Raw genomic sequence first — 18,114 nt, forward strand, 5'->3', positions numbered from 1 at the left:
TGACGATGTATGCGCTGTTGGCAACCATTGATTTAGCTTTGCAAATTTATATTTGGATTTTGATTGCCAGCGCTATTTTCTCGTGGCTCTTCGCATTCAACGTCATCAATTCCAACAACCAGTTCGTCAATCAGATCGGGATGTTCCTGTACAACGTCACCGAGCCTGTTCTACGTCCGATCCGCCGCCTACTGCCCAATCTCGGGGGCATCGATATTTCGCCGATCATTCTGCTGTTGATAATCTTCTTCATCCGAATGCTGCTGGCCACTAGCATCGCGCCGCTCTTCGGCGTTCGCATTTGAACCGTCCCTGGAAGCAATTTGACGACCATGTCCGCCTCGCCATACGGTTGACGCCAAATGGCGGGCGTGACGCAATCGATGGCGTCGAGGCTGACGGTGAAAGCGATCCGCATCTGAAGGTTCGCGTCACCGCCGTGCCCGAGAAGGGCAAGGCCAACAAGGCCCTCATCCTGTTGATCGCCCAATCGCTCCGCATCCCCAAATCCAGCGTCAGCCTTATCTCCGGCGACACGGCACGCAAAAAAATCCTCCGGATCGATGGCGATCCGGAGGACTTGGTAAAAAAGCTCGAGATATTTTTAGGCTGAGCGATCAGCCTTTCTTCTTGGCGCGCTCGACGGCTTCGAGGATGAGTTCGCCGGCTTCCTTGGAGTCGCCCCAGCCGAAGATCTTCACCCACTTGCCAGGTTCCAGATCCTTGTAGTGCTCGAAGAAGTGCTCGATCTGCTTCAGCGTGATCTCGGGAAGATCGGTGTAGTCCTTCACCTTCTCATAGCGCAGCGTCAGCTTCGGCGACGGCACGGCGATGATCTTCTCGTCCTTGCCGGAATTGTCTTCCATCTTCAGGACGCCGATCGGGCGCACATTGATGACGCAGCCGGGAACCAGCGGGCGAGTGCTGGCGATCAGGACGTCGATCGGGTCGCCGTCTTCCGACAGCGTATGCGGCACGAAACCATAATTGCCCGGGTAGGTCATCGGCGTATAGAGGAAACGATCGACCACCAGCGTGCCGGCTTCCTTGTCCATCTCATACTTGATGGGATGACCGCCGACCGGAACCTCGACGATAACGTTGACGTCCTCAGGTGGATTATTACCGATTGCAATGGCGTCGATGCGCATAAGAAGCTCCCGCGAGGTTGAATGTGCTGGCAGCCAGATAATCAGTTTCATGTGGCAACGCAACATCGCACAGCGCCAATGCTTAACTGCACCGGGCCACATTCACATCAAAAGTTTCTAATAGGAGATAGGCGACCGCCGACTTCGGCGCCGCGCGTCTTTTCAGACGCCGAAGGACACCGTGGCACTTTGAATGGCCGTTCAGCTCCAGATGAAGCCGATCTTCTTCAATTGCCTGTGGTCGAAACTTTCCATGCCTTCGCAGAAATCGACGCCGCCATGATTGCGGTAGAAGTGGCTGGCGGTTTCGTTATCCTCGAGGCACCAGACGACCAGCCCGTTGCAGCCGAGCGACTTCAAGAGACGGCGCGCCTCGCCGAACAGCATCCTGCCAAGACCGATGCCCTGATACTCAGGCCGAAGATAAAGCTCGTAAATCTCGCCTTCCTGCGGCAGAGCGCGGGCCCTGTTGAGGCCGAGCGTCGCATAGCCGGCGACTGTCCCGGCAACATCGAGAACCAGCAGCGTCGCCGGTCCGCGCGTTGCCTTGCGCCACCAGCTTTCGCCGCGCCGCTCGATCATCTGCGTCAGTGCGCGATGCGGAATGATGCCTGCATAGGTGTGTTGCCAGGCAAGCCTATGTGTTTCCGATATGGCTCGGGCATCTTGCGGCTCGGCCCGCCGGACATCGATCGACAACGTCTTCATAACGTTTACTCTGGTCCCGCCGAAGGCAACTAACCATATGCACAGAGGCATTGTGATCGATTGCCCACAGACTTGATATGTGGACGACGATCAAAAGTTAACGCTTTTTTAACGATTGTCACAAGACGGAATCGACGCGGCGCACAATAAAAAACCCCGGCGCGACGGCCGGGGTTTTGAAGGATTTCTCTCCAGCGCCGCGCCTCTTTTCGAGAGACCCAAAACGCTGCAGCACTTTGAATGGCGCTCAGAGCGCCGCCTTCGTCTTTTCGAAACGCTTGCGATCGTTTGCGTCGAGATACATCTTGCGCAGACGAATATTCTTCGGTGTCACTTCCATCAGCTCGTCATCCTGAATCCAGGAGAGCGCGCGATCAAGCGTCATGCGGATCGGCGGCGTCAGCTTCACCGCTTCGTCCTTGCCGGCGGCGCGGATGTTGGTGAGCTGCTTGCCCTTCAGGACGTTGACTTCAAGGTCGTTGTCGCGCGAATGGATGCCGATGATCATGCCGGCATAGACCTTTTCGCCCGGCTCGATGATCATCGGGCCGCGATCTTCCAAGTTGAACATCGCATAGGCGACGGCTTCGCCGGGAGCGTTGGCGAGCAGCACGCCGTTGACGCGGCCACCGATCACACCCTTGTAGGGCTGATAGTCGTGGAACAGGCGGTTCATGATCGCCGTGCCGCGCGTATCCGTCAGCAGCTCCGACTGGTAGCCGATCAGGCCACGGGTGGGTGCGTAGAAACGCAGGCGAAGGCGGTTGCCGCCCGACGGACGCAGCTCGACCATTTCGGCCTTGCGCTCGGACATCTTCTGCACGACGACACCGGAATGTTCTTCGTCGACGTCGACGACGACCTCTTCGATCGGCTCCAGAAGCTGGCCGTTTTCATCCTTGTGCATCACGACGCGCGGACGCGACACGGCAAGCTCGAAGCCTTCGCGACGCATGGTTTCGATGAGAACAGCGAGCTGAAGTTCGCCGCGGCCGGACACGTAGAACGAATCCTTGCCTTCGGCTTCTTCGATCTTCAGGGCGACATTGCCTTCCGCTTCCTTGAAGAGACGGTCGCGGATGACGCGTGAAGTCACCTTGTCGCCTTCGGTGCCGGCCAGCGGGCTATCGTTGACGATGAAGGACATGGTGACGGTCGGCGGATCGATCGGCTGCGCCGGCAACGGTATTGTGATCGAAGGATCGCAGAAGGTGTCGGCGACCGTGCCCTTGGAAAGGCCGGCGATCGCGATAATGTCGCCCTGATGCGCTTCGTCGATTGCCGTGCGCTCGATGCCGCGGAAAGCGAGGATTTTCGAAATACGGCCGGTTTCGATCGTCTTGCCGTCGGCGTGGAGAACCTTCACGGCCTGGTTCGGCTTGATGGAACCGGAATTGATACGACCGGTGATGATGCGGCCGAGGAAGGGGTTGGCTTCGAGGATCGTGCCGATCATCGTGAACGGACCTTCGTGGACGGTCGGCTCCGGAACATGCTTGAGCACCAGGTCGAGAAGCGGCGTAAGACCCTGATCCTTCGGACCTTCCGGATTGACGTTCATCCAGCCGTCGCGGCCGGAACCGTAAAGGATCGGGAAGTCGAGCTGCTCGTCGGTCGCGTCGAGGTTCGCAAAGAGGTCGAAGACTTCGTTGATGACTTCTTCGTGGCGGCCATCCGGACGGTCGATCTTGTTGATCGCGACAATCGGACGAAGACCGACCTTCAACGCCTTGGAGACAACGAATTTCGTCTGCGGCATCGGGCCTTCAGAGGAGTCGACGAGAACGATCGCGCCATCCACCATCGAGAGAATGCGCTCGACTTCACCGCCAAAGTCGGCGTGGCCGGGGGTGTCGACAATGTTGATGCGGACACCCTTCCATTCCACCGAGGTCGCCTTGGCGAGAATGGTGATGCCGCGTTCTTTTTCGAGATCGTTCGAGTCCATCACGCGTTCAGCGACACGCTGATTTTCGCGGAACGAGCCGGACTGCTTGAGAAGCTCATCCACCAGGGTCGTTTTGCCATGGTCAACGTGCGCGATGATCGCGATATTGCGAAGTGACATATGTGAAATCTCTGAGGCTGGGGCGCACGCTCTAGAGGACGCGCCTATTAGTTTGGGGCGTCCATACAGTTTTTTTTGCGTTTGCGAAAGGGGGGAACGCGCAAAAGCTGCGGCAAGGCTGTCGCCCCGCCGCATCATAGCGTGTCATCAAATTGTCTTAGGCGTCGCTGCCTGTCAATTCCTCGAAGGTCGAAAGTCCTTTTTTGACAAGCATTGCATCCGGGCTCGGCAGCTTGCCGCGGAAGGCCTTGTAGGCATCTTCAGGATCGACCGAACCGCCAACGGAATAGATATTGTCCTTGAGCTTGCGGGCCATCTCGCTGTTGAAGGCGTCTCCCGTCTCCTCGAAGGCGGCAAAGGCGTCGGCGTCGAGCACTTCCGACCACATGTAGGAGTAATAGCCGGCCGAATAGCCTCCCGAAAAGATGTGCTGGAAGTGCGGCGTCGCATGGCGCATGACGATCGACTTCGGCATGCCGATTTCGGCCAGCACCTCGGCCTGCACCGCCATCGGGTCCTCGACGGCCGTTCTCGTGTGAAACGCCATGTCGACCAGCGCCGACGAGGTGAACTCGACGGTATTGAAGCCGGCATTGAAGGTCCGGGCGGCAAGCACCTTGTCGAGCAGGGCCTGCGGCATCGGCTCGCCGGTTTCGACATGCACGGCGTAACGCTTCAGGATAGCGGGCACCGTCAGCCAATGCTCATAGAGCTGCGACGGCAGCTCGACGAAATCGCGCGAAACGCCGGTGCCCGCAACCGAGGGATAGGTGACGTTCGAAAGCATGCCGTGCAGCGCATGGCCGAATTCGTGAAACAGCGTGCGAGCATCGTCGAGCGACAGCAGCGCCGGCTTGCCTTCCGCAGGCTTGGCGAAGTTGCAGACATTATAGATGATCGGCAATTCGCCATGGCGGCCGTTCTTCAGTTCCAGCCTGTGCTGCGATTGCAGCGAACTCATCCAGGCGCCGGAGCGTTTCGAACTGCGGGCGAAATAATCGCCGAGGAAGAGGGCGACGAGCTTGTCCTCGCGGTCCCTGATTTCGAACACCCTAACGTCAGGGTGATAGGCGGCCACGCCCTTCTTCTCGACGGCCCGGATGCCGAACAGCCGGCCGGCCACGTCGAAGCAGGCTTCGATGATCTTCTCGAGCTGCAAATAAGGCTTGAGCTCGGTTTCGGAGAAGTCGAACTTCCGCGCCCGGATCTTTTCGGCATAGTGGCGCCAGTCCCAGGGCATCACCTCGTGGTTCCGGCCCTCCTCGGCGATCAGTGCCGCGATATCGATCTCCTCCTCGCCGGCGCGTTTCACCGCCCGTTCCCAGACGGCCCTCAGCAGACCGTTCACGGCCTCCGCCGTCTTCGCCATCGTGTTGTCGAGTTTCAGCTCGGCGAAATTGCCGTAGCCAAGCAGCGTCGCCACCTGATGGCGCAGCGCCAAAGTTTCGCGGATGACGGCGCGGTTGTCCGTCTCTCCGTCATTTTCGCCGCGCGCCACCCACGCCTTGAAAGCCTGCTCGCGCAGATCGCGGCGCTCCGAAAAGGTCAGGAACGGCTCGATGATCGAGCGTGACAGCGTCACCGCATATTTGCCCTCCTCACCGCGTTCGCGCGCTGCTGCCGCCATCGCGTCACGCAGGAATTCCGGCAGGCCCGCGAGCTCGGCACTGTCCGAAAGGACCAGTGCCCAGGCCTTTTCGTCGGCCAGCACGTTCTGGCCGAATTGCGTCCCGAGGCCGGCAAGCTTTTCGTTGGTCGCCGCGAGTTTTTCCTGCTCGGCCTTCTCAAGCTTGGCGCCCGATTTGACGAAGCCTTTCCAGTGGCGCTCCAGCACCCGTGTCTGTTCGAGCGTCAGGCCCAGGCTGTCGCGGCTCTCCCAGAGCGTGTCGATGCGGGCAAAAAGTGCTGTATTCATGCCGATCTTCGAATAATGGCGCGACATCTTCGGCGAGATCTCCCGCTCCAGCGCCTGGATCACATCATTGGTATGGGCGCCCGCCTTGTTCCAGAACAGCGCCGAGACACGCGACAGCGCGTCGCCGGCAATCTCCAGCGCCACGACCGTATTGTCGAACGTCGGCGCATCGCCGTTTCCGGCAATCTCGTCGATCTCCTTTTCATGCGCGGCAAGTGCGGCTTCGAAGGCGGCGGCAAAGTCACCGTCATCAACAGCATCGAAACGCGGCAGGCCGTGAAGACCGTCCCAGGTCACCAGCGCCGGATTAAAGTCATGTGGAGAAGGCATCGGAGAATTCCTTTTGGCATGCAGATGGATCGTCAATATAGGAGGACTATCGTAGGATTGGTATGTTGTCGGGAAGGACCTTTTGCCTCGCCTGCCAAATTTGGCGGGCGCCTGCCAAATCTGGTGGACAACAATTGATACGTGAAAATTAACCAATCGTTAACAATTGACGCGAATCACGCGCAGGCGCTAGTTTTCCGATGTTCTTCTTGTAAGGGGACATGCGCCATGGAAATTTTTTCTGTGCGGTCTTCTCAGAGTTTGCTTTTTAAAAACAATCCTAACAACGCAAAAAGTTCGAAGACCCCTGATATTGAAATCGAGACCAGAGCTGTCGCCCCGGCCTCGTTCCAGATCGAAGACGATGTTGGCGAAGGCCCGGATTTCACCGCGGTCAGCCCTGGAGAGCTGCGCAATTACGCACGCCAGAGCTTCGACAGCGGCCTGATCGATCAGAACACCTACGCCGCGATCTCAGAACCCCTGCCGATGCATGCGATCGATCCACTCGGCAACATCGTCGATCTCTCCAGCGTCACCGACGGCACCAGCTTCAATTTCCTCGATTATTACAAGAACCAGCTGCAGATCGCCATGTCGATCGGCGATTCTGACGAGGTCCAGACACTGAAATCGATCGTCAATTTCCTGAATGCCTGATTGCGTTTAAGCCTTGCGCCAACCGAGCAGGCCGGGCGTTGCGTGCCAGAGCGCCTGGGCGGCAAATCCCATGAAAAGCACGCCGGAGCAGCGCACGATCAATCGCTCATGGGCACGATAGAAGCGCCGCACCGTGCCGGCGCCGATGATGCCGATCAGGATGATGTCGGCCGTCACGAAACCGACGAACGACACGCCGAGCAGCACCGGCAACGCCTCGAAATCGAGCGCGCCGGCCGAGCCTGCAACCAGTGCGGTGAAGGTGGCGAGCGCCACCGGATAACCCTTCGGATTGGTGACGCCGAAGATCAGACCGCGGCGAAACGGCCGCTCGACCACAACAAGCGCCTGCCCTTCCGCCTTCGGCTTGGCATTGACGGTGCTCCAGCCGATCCAGGCGAGGTAGAAACCGCAGGCAAGGCCGAGCAGGTCGAAGACGAAGGTTCCGATCGTCTTTACCCCGACGATCGCGATCAGCGCCAGCGACGACCAGATGATATCGCCGACCAGATGCCCCATCATGAAGAAGGCGCCGGCCTTGCGCCCCTGCCCGGCGCCGATGCCGAGCAGCTGCAGGAAGGCAGGTCCTGGAATGAGCACATAAAAGAGCGCCGCCAGAAAGGCGCCGAAGACCAGTGACTGCGTCATGGGAATGCTCCGGAGGATGATGTTGCAGACTAGGCAATCGCGGGCATTCGTCAAGAGTGGTTGCATTAGCACGAAAAGCGGAGCGGCTTTCGGCCCTAAGCGAACTTTTTCGCTTTCGAAGGATAAGGCCGCTTTGCGCGCCCATGTCGACCATAGAGGGCGGCTTCGCAGCTTCCTGAAAGCGGACATCGTCTTGGGCACGGTCTCCGTCCCCCTGTGCACCAAAAGCAGCCACTTCAGTTACTCGCGAGGTTATGACAGGTTTTGTAGTAGTGTCTCTGCGGCCATCACGTCTGTCGTGTCCAAACCCTCTTCAAATCGCTGACACACTGGCGTCAGCAGTACCCGAGCCTCGCGTAACCTACCGTCGCTGGCCATCAGTGCGGCCAGATCGGTTGCTGCCCGCAGCTCCCAGGCATGTGCACCCATGCTGGCACTTCTTTCCAAAGACGAGACCAAGCAAGCCTCGGCGTCGGTTGCGGAATTGATCGACAGCAAACCTGCCTTCACGCGCAGCAGCTCCGGCATATAGCAAAGGTCGCCGTTCCTCTCGACAAGTTCGATGGTCTTGTTGATCCGGGCCATCCCTTCCTCGCGCTCTCCGATCAGTGCCAGTCCTTTTGCAAGGGACAGCTCCAACATCGTCGTGAACACCTCGTAGGTGGATGCATGAAGCTTCTCGATGCATCGTCTGAGTGTCTCGATCCCCAGCTTCACCTGTCCCCGACGGATGGCCAGTTCGCCTTCGAAGCCCCGAGCCACCGACACGTAGGGAGACAGGTTGTGTAGCCCCGCACGGGAGACCAGCCATTCAATGTGTTCCTCGGCACTCGGCACGTCGCCCCGCCATAGGAAGACTGCAATGCCTCCAAGCAGTGCGATGCAGAGTGTCAGCGAGTGATCCAACCTAGCGGCATCGCTGATCGCCTGTCGCGCTTGGACGTCGGCCTGCTCCGGGTAGCCTTGTAGCCAAAGGTTCCGTGCAAGAATTCCGCCAGCGAGATGCTTTCCCTCGAAGCCGACGTAGCTTGCAGGTGTTCGTTGTGGCTGCTGTTCGCTTCTTGTAGCCGCTTCGAGTTCGGTGCGGGCGTGGCGAAGATTACCGGTAAAGTGCAGCGAATTGCCGAGGAAGAAATGCGCCAGTTCGACAGTGGCGGCGTCATCGAGAGTGGCGGCGATTGCCGAACACCGCCGGGCATAATCAAGAGCGGCGTTAAAATCTCCTATCCGAAGGCTGAACATGTGCAACGGACCTAGTATGCGCAACTGGTCGAGCGCGTTCCCCCGGTCCTCGGCAATATGGAGGGCGCGACCAAGAGCGATCTGCGGTGTCTCGCGGCCTCCCTGCAGATACATCCGGGAAATTCCCAGACCGGCTTGTAAGTGCATTTCCTCGACGCCTCCCCTGAACGCCTCATCCAGTGCAAGAACCGCCCGTTCCGACCATCGCTGGCACTCCGGGAAAAGTGACATCACCTGGAACACAGGTACAGCAGCAGCCGCAAGCCTTATGCCGACGTCGATATCGCCATGCTCCCCGAACGCCCATTCCAGTGCCGCCCGCACGTTGTTGATGCTCACGAAATACGGCAATCGCTCAGGCCCCGTAGAAAGCGTCGGCCAATCCGGTCCGAATTGCTCCAGCCAACGCTGATAATAGGTCGCGTGACGCGCATTCAATCCGGCGCGGTCCTCGTCCGTCTGCGCATGGAGCGCGTAGGCACGTGTCGTATCCAGCAAGCGGTAGCGCATCGTCGCCCCTGCCGGCCGCGTTGCGAGCAGAGACTTGGCGACCAGATTGTCCAGTGCCTCGAATATGACCGAGGGCGCCATGTCCGCTGTGGAAATGACCTCCAGCGCAGCGTCGAGGGTGAAGTCGCCGACAAAAACGGCAAGCCGCCGGAGCACCGTGCGCTCCAGGTCTGTTAGAAGTCCAAAGCTCCAGTCGAGCGTCGCCTGTAGGGTCCTTTGTCGCGGCGGTGCGTTTCGCGATCCCGCCCACCCCAATGTCAGATGCTGATCGAGCAGCTTGGCGGTCTGAAGGAGGCCATAGCTTTCGACGCGTCTGGCGGCGAGTTCTAACGCAAGCGCCATACCATCGAGTTTTCGGCAAATACTCGCGACGACGCGGGCATCCTGGTCGCTGAGATTGAGATTGGCACCGCTCGCCGCAGCCCGTTCGACGAACAGCCGAGTCGCCGGAAAGGCAAGTATCGTGTCGGTCGTAAGTTCCAGGTCATCCGGGGGGAAAGCGAGGGTATCTAGCCGGTAGACGCTTTCGGCCTCGATCCTTAACGCCTCGCGACTTGTTGCCAGCAGAAAGACCTGAGGGGCGGCTTCGACAATAGCGGCCACGAGATCGGCAATGGCGTCAATCAGATGCTCGCAGGTGTCGAGTATCAGCATGATTTGCTTGTCGCGGAGGTAGGCAATCAAACTGGGACGTACATCGCTGGAGCTGACGGACAAACCAAGCATCGAGGCGATCCCGGCCGCGACTAGAGCCGGATCGCTCACCATGCCATAATCGGCAAACAGGACCGCTCCCTTGAATGTGGGAGCGAGGTGATGCGCGACTGCCGTGGCGACGGTCGTCTTTCCGACACCACCGACGCCGACAATGGTGACCATTCGCGAGGCCATCAGCTTTTCGGTCAGCGCAAGAACGTCCTGCTCTCGGCCGACCATGCGATCCGGTCGGCCCGGCAGAATAGCGTAACGGAAATCGAGTTCGGCGGAGACTTGTCGAAGGAGACCGGATCGTGAGATTGGCGCGACGAAACAATAGCCCCGTCCGGCAATAGTGGTGATGTACCGTGCTCCATCGTGACCGTCGCCCAGCGCCTTCCTCAGGCCTGTCATGTGGAAACGCAGGCTGCCTTCATCGACGATGACATCAGGCCAGACGCGGGATATCAGGTCTTGCTTGCTGACGATGACATTGGGAGCGAGGGTGAGAGCGACCAGCAAGTCCAGTGCACGCGCCCCGAGGTTTATCGGAACCCCGTCCTTCGCGAGAAGCCGTTGGCCGACACTCAAACGGAACGGACCGAAGGATAACTCCTCCGCTTTAACGTCGCCGCCTATGTTCATGGCTTTGCCCCAGCCGTCCCCACTGGCTGCTTATACTCCAATCGCACTGCTGAGGCTATTGAGGACGAACACTGCCGCAGCGCGCCCTCACCCGATCCTGAATACGACCTCGACATTGCCCCGTGTAGCCCTGGAAAATGGACATATCCGCCGCGACTCTTCGATCAAAGAGGAAGCGACGTCTCTTTCCAGACCGGGAAGTAGAATGGCGAGCCGAACGCCGAAGATTGATTGATCGTCGTCCGATGACAGATCGACTTCGGCATGAATTTTGACGTTGGCGGGAAGGTTCACTCCGGTCTCTCTGGCGACCTTCGCCATGGAGCTTGCGAAGCTCGCCGACCAGGCGGCAGCCATGAGCTGTTCGGGATTGGTGCCGATTCGGGCCGAACCGGGTTCTGAAAGCCTGATGTCGAGCACGCCGTCGGTGCTGCGGGCGATCCCGTTCTGACGCCCACCTGTCGTTTCGGTGATTGCCGTGTAGATCAGATGCATGGTGTTGTTCATGGACATATCCCTTGAGCGGCGAGCGCCGGTTGGGGCGCTCGCCTGATAAGATCAGCCGGACTTCCGCAGGCTGCGAAAGCCGACACGGACCTCGTCTGTGAAGAGCTTCGGCTGCTCCCATGCTGCAAAGTGTCCACCCTTCGGAAGCTTGTTGTAGTGAACCAGGTTTGGATAAGCCTTCTCGGCCCAGGCGCGGGGCGTCTGGTAGAGTTCGTCTGGGAAGACGCTGACTGCGACCGGCACCTTGACGCCCTTCGGAGCGAAGAATACGAGCTTGTTCTCCCAATAGAGCCGCGCGGCGGATACGCCGGTATTTGTCAGCCAAAACAGCGTCACGTTGTCGAGGACATCGTCAGGGCTCACACCCTCATCCTGGCCGTCGAATGATCGTGCGATCATCGCCAGGCTCGCCCTGTCATGATCGAGCATATAGGTCGCGAGTGCGATGGGTGAGTCCGACAAGCCGGTGAGGGTCTGGGGACGCGTGCCCATCAGAAATGCGTAGTAGACATTCTTGTAGAAGGAGACGAGCTGGTCGTAGGAGGCTTTTTCTTCGTCCGACAGCCCTGCTGGAGCAGGGGCTCCGACAAAGGATGCGTTGTTGATGTCGTTGGGGATCGCTCCCGGCATGTTGGTATGGATGCCGAGCAATTCCGGAGGAGCCTGCACACCGATCATATCGGTCACGACTGCGCCCCAATCGCCGCCTTGCGCAACGAATTGCTTGTAGCCCAGACGCCGCATCAGAGTGATCCATGCCGTCGCTATCCGTTCTGGTCCCCAGCCGGTCGCATCAGGCTTTCCGGAAAAGCCATATCCTGGCATCGACGGGATGACGATGTGAAATGCATCCGAGGCACTGCCACCGTAGGCTGTCGGGTCGGTGAGCGGCCCGATGATCTTCAATTGCTCAATGATCGAGCCCGGCCATCCGTGGGTCACGATCAGAGGAAGCGCGTTCTCGTGCTTGGAACGAACATGGATGAAATGGATGTCCAGCCCATCGATCTCGGTGATGAAATTCGGCACGGCATTGATCCGGGCTTCGACCTTGCGCCAGTCGTATTTGTTCTGCCAGTGATCGAGCAACTGCTTGGTGGTTTTGAGCGGTACACCCTGGGAGAAATCGCTGACTGTCTCCTTTTCGGGGAGGCGGGTGTGAGCAAGGCGATAGCGAAGGTCGGCGAGATCAGCCTCTGGAACGTTCACCCGGAACGGGCGGATGGCATCGGATTCCGTTGCGGCAGTCGAACCCGCGGGAAGCAAACTTGCGATGCCCAGGGCAGCAATGCCGGACGCTGCAGCAGCCAGAAGGCGACGGCGATCCTCGTCGATAACGTCAGTCTTGATAGCGGTCATGATCATTCTCCTTGGAAACAGGTTGATCGTCTGCACGACTGTGCTGCTTCAAGGGGTACGCTGGGGACGTGGAGTTCACACGTTAGGTGTTGTGAGATCTTGATAACGGCCCGATGCTTATCGGAAGCAGCGTCCGTTGGCCTGCGAGCCCCCGTGTGGACGGGCTTCTCGCTTATACGGTGCTCGTGTGCCGTTAATCGCAGCTATTAACAGCTAGCAACGCATAACGTGCGATCCCGGTCTCGGCGAGGTAGGTCTTTGGTCAGCACACGGTGCAGACGCTCAATCATCAACAGCTACCAAAAGGAATTTCGCCATGACCTCCAAGGTTCTCTTCACTGGTAAGACACACAACACCAATGGCCGCGATGGCGGTGCTCGCAGCGCCGATGGCTTTCTGGACATCAAGATGAAGCAGCCGCATCCGGCCGCCGAAAACCTGTTCGGAGCCGCCTGGTCCGCCTGCTACATGGGAGCCATCGAACTGGTGGCCTCCAGGAAACAGATCAAGCTCCCTGCCGGGATATCAGTCGACGCTGAAATCGATCTGAACAATGACGATGGCAACTTCTTCCTCAGTGCCCGCCTCAATGTCAGCGTCCCCGGCATCGACCCGGTGATTGCTCGCGAGCTGCTCGATGCCGCCCACGGCATTTGCCCCTATTCGAAGGCAACGCACGGCAATATCGACGTCGTCACCAATCTCATCTAAGCGCGACCTTTTGGGTCTGTCCGGTTTATCGGGCAGACCCAACAACCATCGAGCTGCCGAGCCATCCGCACAAACAGCGACGTCGAAATGTCTGGAGGAAATGCAATGTTCAGATTCAGCACTAAACGTCACGCCTATCATGATTTTGCCGAGTTGCTTGACACGACGATCTACCAGCCATTGCCTGACGAATGGCTTGTCGGGATTACGGATGTCGTGAACTCCACTTCTGCGGTGAATGCGGGACGCTACAAGGACGTCAATTACGCGGGCGCATCGGCCATCGCGGCATTGGGGAACGCCTGGAACAGCTTCGATTTCCCATTCGTGTTTCGAGGCGACGGTGCCGCATTCGCCTTCCATCCCGACAGACTGGAAACAGCGACGGCGGCGCTCCGGCAGACCGTTGGACACGTCCGCGACGTCTTCCAGCTTGATCTCCGGGCTGGCCTGGTCTCGGTGAGAGAAATCCGTGCAGGGGGTAAAGATGTCCGTACTGCTCGATTCTCAGCATCCGAAACTGCTATCTATTCGATGTTTGCTGGCGGCGGACTTAACTGGGCTGATCGGCAAATCAAATTCGGAAAGTATGGGATCGCCGACAACGTCACGGACACCTCCGCGAACCTGAGCGGCCTGACTTGCGAATGGGCACCGATCCCCAGCCGGAGCGGCGAAATACTTTCCCTCCTCCTGGAACCCTGCGACCATTCGAGGTCCACGATGTTCGCGAAGCTTGCGAAGCAAATCGTGGCGGTTTTCGACACAGGAGAGCGACATTCCCACCCGGTACCTAACGACATCGTCATCACGCAGGACGTCGAAGACTATCTCAGCGGCGCAGCATGGGCCGATGTCGTCGCGAATTCGGACTATCGCAGATACGACGACGTTCTCCGTTTGACGCTGGATTGCACGGCCGAACAGATCGGAGTGGTCGAAGCTCTGCTTGTCCGCGCCAGAAATCGTGGTGACATCAGGTTTGGGCTACACCGGCAATCCCACGCGCTCATGACTTGCCTGGTACCTTCCGGCAACAAGGGCTCTCATCTTCATTTCCTCGACGGAATGGGCGGCGGATACACAAAGGCTGCTGAAATGCTGGAGGCTCAGTGACCACAGCAGGCGCTCAACCGAAAGGCTCACATCCAAAATTATTGCCTGCAGAGCAATGATTATCGGCGGCTTTGGGCCAATCCCAGACCTTGGCGCGGAGTGCCCGAATGTCCGTTTTCTCGTCGGGTAAGCTGACAGCGGACGGTCGGCAGTCGGCCCGGTAACAGTCATTCCTTCATCACGGGCCAACGACTGCTCCTTGCGCAATCCGGTCATCCAGACGCTCTAAGAGGTTGCTGGTTTGCTACCTCACTCCACGAAAAAGCCCGCGCGGCAATGCCGGCGGGCTCACATCCGGTTCGAAGGCGAACCGTGATTATTTCACGAGGTTGCGCTTGGCGAGCGTGCGCAGGCGCAGCGCATTGAGCTTGATGAAGCCGGCCGCATCCTTCTGGTCGTAGGCGCCCTGATCGTCCTCGAAGGTGACGAGCTTGTCGGAATAGAGCGACTTATCGCTTTCGCGGCCGATGACCATGACATTGCCCTTGTAGAGCTTCAGCGTCACTTCGCCGTCGACATGCTCCTGGCTCTTGTCGATCAGCGCCTGCAGCATCTCGCGCTCCGGCGAGAACCAGAAGCCGTAATAGATCAGCTCGGCGTAACGCGGCATGATGTCGTCCTTGAGATGGGCGGCACCACGGTCGAGCGTGATCGATTCGATGGCGCGATGCGCCGTAAGCAGGATCGTGCCGCCTGGTGTCTCGTAGACGCCGCGCGACTTCATGCCGACGAAACGATTCTCGACGAGGTCGAGACGGCCGATGCCGTTGTCGCGGCCATAATTGTTGAGCGCAGCCAGCAGCGTCGCCGGGCTCATGCGCACGCCGTTGATCGAAACCGCATCACCCTTTTCGAAGCCGACCTTGATGGTCGTTGCCTTGTCGGGTGCGGCCTCAGGCGAAATGGTGCGCATATGCACATATTCAGGCGCCTCCTGGGAGGGGTCCTCGAGAACCTTACCCTCGGAAGAGGAATGCAGAAGGTTGGCGTCGACGGAGAACGGCGCCTCGCCCATCTTGTCCTTGGCAACAGGGATCTGGTGCTGTTCGGCAAAGGCCAGCAGATCCGTGCGGCTCTTGAAAGCCCAGTCGCGCCACGGCGCGATGATCTTGATGTCGGGGTTCAGGGCATAGGCGGAGAGTTCGAAACGGACCTGGTCGTTGCCCTTGCCGGTCGCGCCGTGGGCAATCGCATCGGCGCCGGTCTTCTTGGCGATATCGATCAGATGCTTGGAAATCAGAGGACGGGCGATCGAGGTGCCGAGCAGGTAGACGCCTTCGTAGACGGCATTGGCGCGGAACATCGGGAAGACGAAATCGCGCACGAATTCCTCGCGCACATCCTCGATGTAGATCTCCTTGATGCCGAGCATCTCGGCCTTCTTGCGTGCCGGCTCCAGCTCTTCGCCCTGGCCGAGATCGGCGGTGAAGGTGACGACTTCGGCGCCGAGCTCCGTCTGCAGCCACTTCAGGATGATCGAGGTGTCGAGGCCGCCGGAATAGGCGAGAACGACTTTCTTCACGTCTTTGTATGATGCCATGATGATGAGGTCCGTTGCATAAAAGGCCGGCAAAACCCGGTGTCGCGGCACTTTTAGCGAGATTGGCGCGTGACGCAAGGGCAAGCCGGACACCACAAGCCTAGTTTAGAGATGGGCCGCGATATTCATGCGCCGATGCAGGATGCGAATAACCGTCAACACTTTTTCGGTCTCAGCGTAGATGACGAAATGCGAGCGAAACGCCAAGGCGGTGTAGCCGCTCCTCAATCCAATGATTTTGCGGCCACGCTTTGTCTGTGCTGCAAGCGCCTGGCAGTCATCCCGGAGCGCAACGATATAGTCCTCCGCTTGACCTTGGCCCCATTTCTCTTCGGTATAGTCATAAATCCTGTCGATATCATCGACAGCGGCTGGCGAGAGAACAAGCGCTTTCATTGGCGACCGTGTCGCGCTCGCTTTCCCTCGATAAAAGCATCAAAATCAAAAGGCCGCGGTTTGCCAGATTTCTCACCTTCGATAATGGCTGCCTCGATTGCCGCAAGCTCTGCCTCGCGCTGCAAAAGCCTCAAGCCGGCGTCGATCACCTCGTCTGCGGAGCCATAGGCTCCCTGATCGAGCTGATTGCCGATAAATTCCTCCATGTGGTCATCGATTCTGATGGACACGACCTTGGCCACGCGCGGGTACCTCGCAGGTTTGACTTGCACTTCGAAACTACCATATTCGGCAGCGTCCAAACAATGCTCCGAGGAGAGGCTGCCCCGTGACGAATATTCAAGACATTTTCAAGAAGACCAATGTTGCCGTCATCACCGGCGGCGCCTCCGGCATCGGTCTTGCCGCGGCGAAATATTTCGCCGGACGCGGCATGAGCGTCGCCATTGCCGATCTCGGCGGCGATCGGCTGGCCGACGCCGCCAATGAACTCAAGGCCATTGCCGGCGAGGAAAATGTGATGGCGGTCGAGACCGACGTCGCCAGCAGAGACTCGCTGGAAGCGCTTGAACGCGCCGTGCTCCAGCGTTTCGGCCGTGTACACGTGCTGATGAACAATGCCGGCATCGGCCCGGAAACCTCGATCTTCAGCCCGCAGGCGAACTGGGACAATATCTTCGCCGTCAACCTGATGGGCGTGATCAACGGCACCCGCACCTTCGGCCCGAAGATGCTGTCGCATGGCGAGCCGGGCCTGATCATCAACACCGGCTCCAAGCAGGGCATCACCACGCCGCCCGGCAACCCCGCCTACAACATCTCCAAATCAGGCGTCAAAGTCTTCACGGAAGCATTGCAGCATGAGCTTCGCAATACCGAAGGCGGAAAGATCTCCGCCCATCTTCTGATCCCCGGCTTCGTCTTCACCGGCCTCACCAAGGGCGACCGCGCGGAAAAACCGGCCGCGGCCTGGACGCCGGAACAGACCGTCGATTTCATGGTCGAAAGCCTCGAACGCGGCGATTTCTATATTCTCTGCCCCGACAATGATGTGGCGCGTCCGGTCGACGAACGCCGGATGGCCTGGGCGGCCGGCGATATCATCGAGAACCGTCCGCCGCTGTCACGCTGGCACAAGGATTATGCCGACAGCTTCAAGGCCTTCCTCGACCAGAAGTAATCGGTACCATCAGAAGGTTTGATTGGTAATTTTCTGAAAGCCGGGTAGGAGATCCCCAGATCCTTTCCGGCTTTCAGAGTGTGTCATGGATTTCCTGCCCAGCCTGCCGACCCTTTTCGCCTTCGCCGCCGCGACGCTGCTGCTTGCGGCAACCCCGGGCCCCGATATGACGCTGTCGATCAGCCGCGCGCTCGCCCAGGGCAAGAAGGCGGCTCTCTTCGTTGTCGTCGGCACCAGCCTCGGCATCGTCGTCCACACCATGCTGGTCGCTTTCGGCATTTCGGCGCTGATCACCGCCTCGCCGACCGCCTTCCTGATCCTGAAGACTGGCGGTGCCGCCTATCTGCTCTGGCTGGCGGTGCAGGCGATCCGTTTCGGTTCGAAGCTCACCGTCGCCAAGGTCGAGGAGCAGAAGGGCACGCCGCTTTCGAACATCTCGTCGGGCTTCTGGGTCAATCTTCTGAACCCCAAAGTCATCATCTTCTTCATGACCTTCCTGCCGCAATTCGTCAGCGCCGGCGATCCGGCCGTCACCCAAAAGTTGCTCTTTCTCGGCTTCTGCTTCATCCTGATCGGCATGCCGGTCAATGCCAGCGTCGTCTTTGCCGCCGACTGGCTGGCCTCCTGGCTGCAGAACAACAAGAAAGTGCTGCGCGGCATGGACTATACCTTCGCCGGCGTCTTCTCGGTCTTCGCTGCGAAGATCCTGCTCACCCAGGCGAAGTAGCCCG

At 59.0% G+C, this 18,114-nt stretch carries 18 protein-coding genes; 7 read left to right on the plus strand and 11 right to left on the minus strand.

Annotated features, from left to right (window positions below):
• Window positions 1–5 precede the first annotated feature (5 nt).
• Window positions 6–305 carry a YggT family protein gene (locus RLCC275e_RS20545; protein WP_033181863.1) on the plus strand — a complete coding sequence of 100 codons (300 nt, stop codon included), beginning with the start codon at window positions 6–8 and terminating at the stop codon, window positions 303–305.
• The gene (locus tag RLCC275e_RS20550; RefSeq protein ID WP_033181864.1) at window positions 302–613 is read left to right on the plus strand and encodes a DUF167 domain-containing protein; all 312 of its coding nucleotides are present in this window, start codon (window positions 302–304) and stop codon (window positions 611–613) included. Before RLCC275e_RS20545 ends, RLCC275e_RS20550 begins: the two co-directional genes overlap by 4 nt.
• Before the next feature lie 4 nt (window positions 614–617).
• Here the strand turns inward: RLCC275e_RS20550 and ppa are convergent, their stop codons facing one another.
• From ppa to RLCC275e_RS20570, 4 genes are all read right to left on the minus strand, one after another.
• The gene (ppa, locus tag RLCC275e_RS20555) at window positions 618–1,151 is read right to left on the minus strand and encodes an inorganic diphosphatase (RefSeq protein WP_012759330.1); all 534 of its coding nucleotides are present in this window, start codon (window positions 1,149–1,151) and stop codon (window positions 618–620) included.
• Between the two features lie 201 nt (window positions 1,152–1,352).
• The gene (locus RLCC275e_RS20560; protein ID WP_003543622.1) at window positions 1,353–1,859 is read right to left on the minus strand and encodes a GNAT family N-acetyltransferase; all 507 of its coding nucleotides are present in this window, start codon (window positions 1,857–1,859) and stop codon (window positions 1,353–1,355) included.
• 247 nt (window positions 1,860–2,106) lie between these two features.
• Entirely contained in the window at window positions 2,107–3,927 is a 1,821-nt protein-coding gene (gene typA / locus RLCC275e_RS20565) for a translational GTPase TypA (protein ID WP_027666911.1), read from the minus strand.
• Between the two features lie 157 nt (window positions 3,928–4,084).
• On the minus strand, window positions 4,085–6,172 hold the full coding sequence (locus tag RLCC275e_RS20570) for a M3 family metallopeptidase (protein ID WP_033181865.1): 2,088 nt from the start codon (window positions 6,170–6,172) through the stop codon (window positions 4,085–4,087).
• Between the two features lie 228 nt (window positions 6,173–6,400).
• Here RLCC275e_RS20570 and RLCC275e_RS20575 point away from each other — a divergent pair, with 228 nt between their 5' ends.
• Window positions 6,401–6,832, plus strand: coding sequence for a hypothetical protein (locus tag RLCC275e_RS20575; RefSeq protein WP_033181866.1), 432 nt, complete (start codon window positions 6,401–6,403; stop codon window positions 6,830–6,832).
• 6 nt (window positions 6,833–6,838) lie between these two features.
• On the opposite strand, the gene RLCC275e_RS20580 is transcribed toward RLCC275e_RS20575, so the two are convergent.
• The 4 genes from RLCC275e_RS20580 to RLCC275e_RS20595 all read right to left on the minus strand — a co-directional run bounded on the left by RLCC275e_RS20580 (window position 6,839) and on the right by RLCC275e_RS20595 (window position 12,439).
• Window positions 6,839–7,480, minus strand: a complete 642-nt coding sequence (locus RLCC275e_RS20580) for a LysE family translocator (RefSeq protein ID WP_033181867.1) — start codon at window positions 7,478–7,480, stop codon at window positions 6,839–6,841.
• 252 nt (window positions 7,481–7,732) lie between these two features.
• Window positions 7,733–10,573, minus strand: a complete 2,841-nt coding sequence (locus RLCC275e_RS20585) for an ATP-binding protein (protein WP_033181868.1) — start codon at window positions 10,571–10,573, stop codon at window positions 7,733–7,735.
• 87 nt (window positions 10,574–10,660) lie between these two features.
• Window positions 10,661–11,080 (minus strand): Ohr family peroxiredoxin, encoded by a 420-nt coding sequence (locus RLCC275e_RS20590; protein WP_171816938.1) that lies wholly within the window; start codon window positions 11,078–11,080, stop codon window positions 10,661–10,663.
• Window positions 11,081–11,131: 51 nt separating this feature from the next.
• Window positions 11,132–12,439, minus strand: coding sequence for an epoxide hydrolase family protein (locus tag RLCC275e_RS20595; protein ID WP_130707887.1), 1,308 nt, complete (start codon window positions 12,437–12,439; stop codon window positions 11,132–11,134).
• 316 nt (window positions 12,440–12,755) lie between these two features.
• On the opposite strand from RLCC275e_RS20595, the gene RLCC275e_RS20600 reads away from it, so the two are divergent.
• Window positions 12,756–13,151, plus strand: a complete 396-nt coding sequence (locus RLCC275e_RS20600) for an Ohr family peroxiredoxin (protein WP_012759338.1) — start codon at window positions 12,756–12,758, stop codon at window positions 13,149–13,151.
• A gap of 105 nt (window positions 13,152–13,256) precedes the next feature.
• The gene (locus RLCC275e_RS20605; protein WP_033181869.1) at window positions 13,257–14,267 is read left to right on the plus strand and encodes a DUF3095 family protein; all 1,011 of its coding nucleotides are present in this window, start codon (window positions 13,257–13,259) and stop codon (window positions 14,265–14,267) included.
• 316 nt (window positions 14,268–14,583) lie between these two features.
• On the opposite strand, the gene RLCC275e_RS20610 is transcribed toward RLCC275e_RS20605, so the two are convergent.
• The 3 genes from RLCC275e_RS20610 to RLCC275e_RS20620 form a co-directional block, all read right to left on the minus strand.
• On the minus strand, window positions 14,584–15,807 hold the full coding sequence (locus RLCC275e_RS20610; RefSeq protein ID WP_029870914.1) for an argininosuccinate synthase: 1,224 nt from the start codon (window positions 15,805–15,807) through the stop codon (window positions 14,584–14,586).
• Window positions 15,808–15,912: 105 nt separating this feature from the next.
• Complete coding sequence (locus tag RLCC275e_RS20615; RefSeq protein ID WP_033181870.1) at window positions 15,913–16,203, minus strand: type II toxin-antitoxin system RelE/ParE family toxin; 291 nt, start codon at window positions 16,201–16,203, stop codon at window positions 15,913–15,915.
• Window positions 16,200–16,505, minus strand: coding sequence for a type II toxin-antitoxin system ParD family antitoxin (locus RLCC275e_RS20620; protein WP_406659946.1), 306 nt, complete (start codon window positions 16,503–16,505; stop codon window positions 16,200–16,202). Before RLCC275e_RS20620 ends, RLCC275e_RS20615 begins: the two co-directional genes overlap by 4 nt.
• 26 nt (window positions 16,506–16,531) lie before the next feature.
• Here RLCC275e_RS20620 and RLCC275e_RS20625 point away from each other — a divergent pair, with 26 nt between their 5' ends.
• Together RLCC275e_RS20625 and RLCC275e_RS20630 are read left to right on the plus strand one after the other, a co-directional pair.
• Window positions 16,532–17,383, plus strand: a complete 852-nt coding sequence (locus RLCC275e_RS20625) for an SDR family NAD(P)-dependent oxidoreductase (RefSeq protein ID WP_033181871.1) — start codon at window positions 16,532–16,534, stop codon at window positions 17,381–17,383.
• Between the two features lie 85 nt (window positions 17,384–17,468).
• Window positions 17,469–18,110: a LysE family translocator gene (locus tag RLCC275e_RS20630; RefSeq protein WP_033181872.1), complete on the plus strand. Its 642-nt coding sequence runs from the start codon at window positions 17,469–17,471 to the stop codon at window positions 18,108–18,110.
• Window positions 18,111–18,114 lie beyond the last annotated feature (4 nt).

The sequence above is a fragment of the Rhizobium brockwellii genome, from assembly GCF_000769405.2.
Taxonomy (GTDB): domain Bacteria; phylum Pseudomonadota; class Alphaproteobacteria; order Rhizobiales; family Rhizobiaceae; genus Rhizobium; species Rhizobium brockwellii.

Excerpts from the sequence above, each read along its gene's own strand:
- RLCC275e_RS20545 (WP_033181863.1), top strand. The coding sequence starts at position 6 with ATGTATGCGCTGTTGGCAACCATTGATTTAGCTTTGCAAATTTATATT.
- ppa (WP_012759330.1), bottom strand. The coding sequence starts at position 1,151 with ATGCGCATCGACGCCATTGCAATCGGTAATAATCCACCTGAGGACGTC.
- RLCC275e_RS20560 (WP_003543622.1), bottom strand. The coding sequence starts at position 1,859 with ATGAAGACGTTGTCGATCGATGTCCGGCGGGCCGAGCCGCAAGATGCC.
- typA (WP_027666911.1), bottom strand. The coding sequence starts at position 3,927 with ATGTCACTTCGCAATATCGCGATCATCGCGCACGTTGACCATGGCAAA.
- RLCC275e_RS20570 (WP_033181865.1), bottom strand. The coding sequence starts at position 6,172 with ATGCCTTCTCCACATGACTTTAATCCGGCGCTGGTGACCTGGGACGGT.
- RLCC275e_RS20575 (WP_033181866.1), top strand. The coding sequence starts at position 6,401 with ATGGAAATTTTTTCTGTGCGGTCTTCTCAGAGTTTGCTTTTTAAAAAC.
- RLCC275e_RS20580 (WP_033181867.1), bottom strand. The coding sequence starts at position 7,480 with ATGACGCAGTCACTGGTCTTCGGCGCCTTTCTGGCGGCGCTCTTTTAT.
- RLCC275e_RS20585 (WP_033181868.1), bottom strand. The coding sequence starts at position 10,573 with ATGAACATAGGCGGCGACGTTAAAGCGGAGGAGTTATCCTTCGGTCCG.
- RLCC275e_RS20590 (WP_171816938.1), bottom strand. The coding sequence starts at position 11,080 with ATGAACAACACCATGCATCTGATCTACACGGCAATCACCGAAACGACA.
- RLCC275e_RS20595 (WP_130707887.1), bottom strand. The coding sequence starts at position 12,439 with ATGACCGCTATCAAGACTGACGTTATCGACGAGGATCGCCGTCGCCTT.
- RLCC275e_RS20600 (WP_012759338.1), top strand. The coding sequence starts at position 12,756 with ATGACCTCCAAGGTTCTCTTCACTGGTAAGACACACAACACCAATGGC.
- RLCC275e_RS20605 (WP_033181869.1), top strand. The coding sequence starts at position 13,257 with ATGTTCAGATTCAGCACTAAACGTCACGCCTATCATGATTTTGCCGAG.
- RLCC275e_RS20610 (WP_029870914.1), bottom strand. The coding sequence starts at position 15,807 with ATGGCATCATACAAAGACGTGAAGAAAGTCGTTCTCGCCTATTCCGGC.
- RLCC275e_RS20615 (WP_033181870.1), bottom strand. The coding sequence starts at position 16,203 with ATGAAAGCGCTTGTTCTCTCGCCAGCCGCTGTCGATGATATCGACAGG.
- RLCC275e_RS20630 (WP_033181872.1), top strand. The coding sequence starts at position 17,469 with ATGGATTTCCTGCCCAGCCTGCCGACCCTTTTCGCCTTCGCCGCCGCG.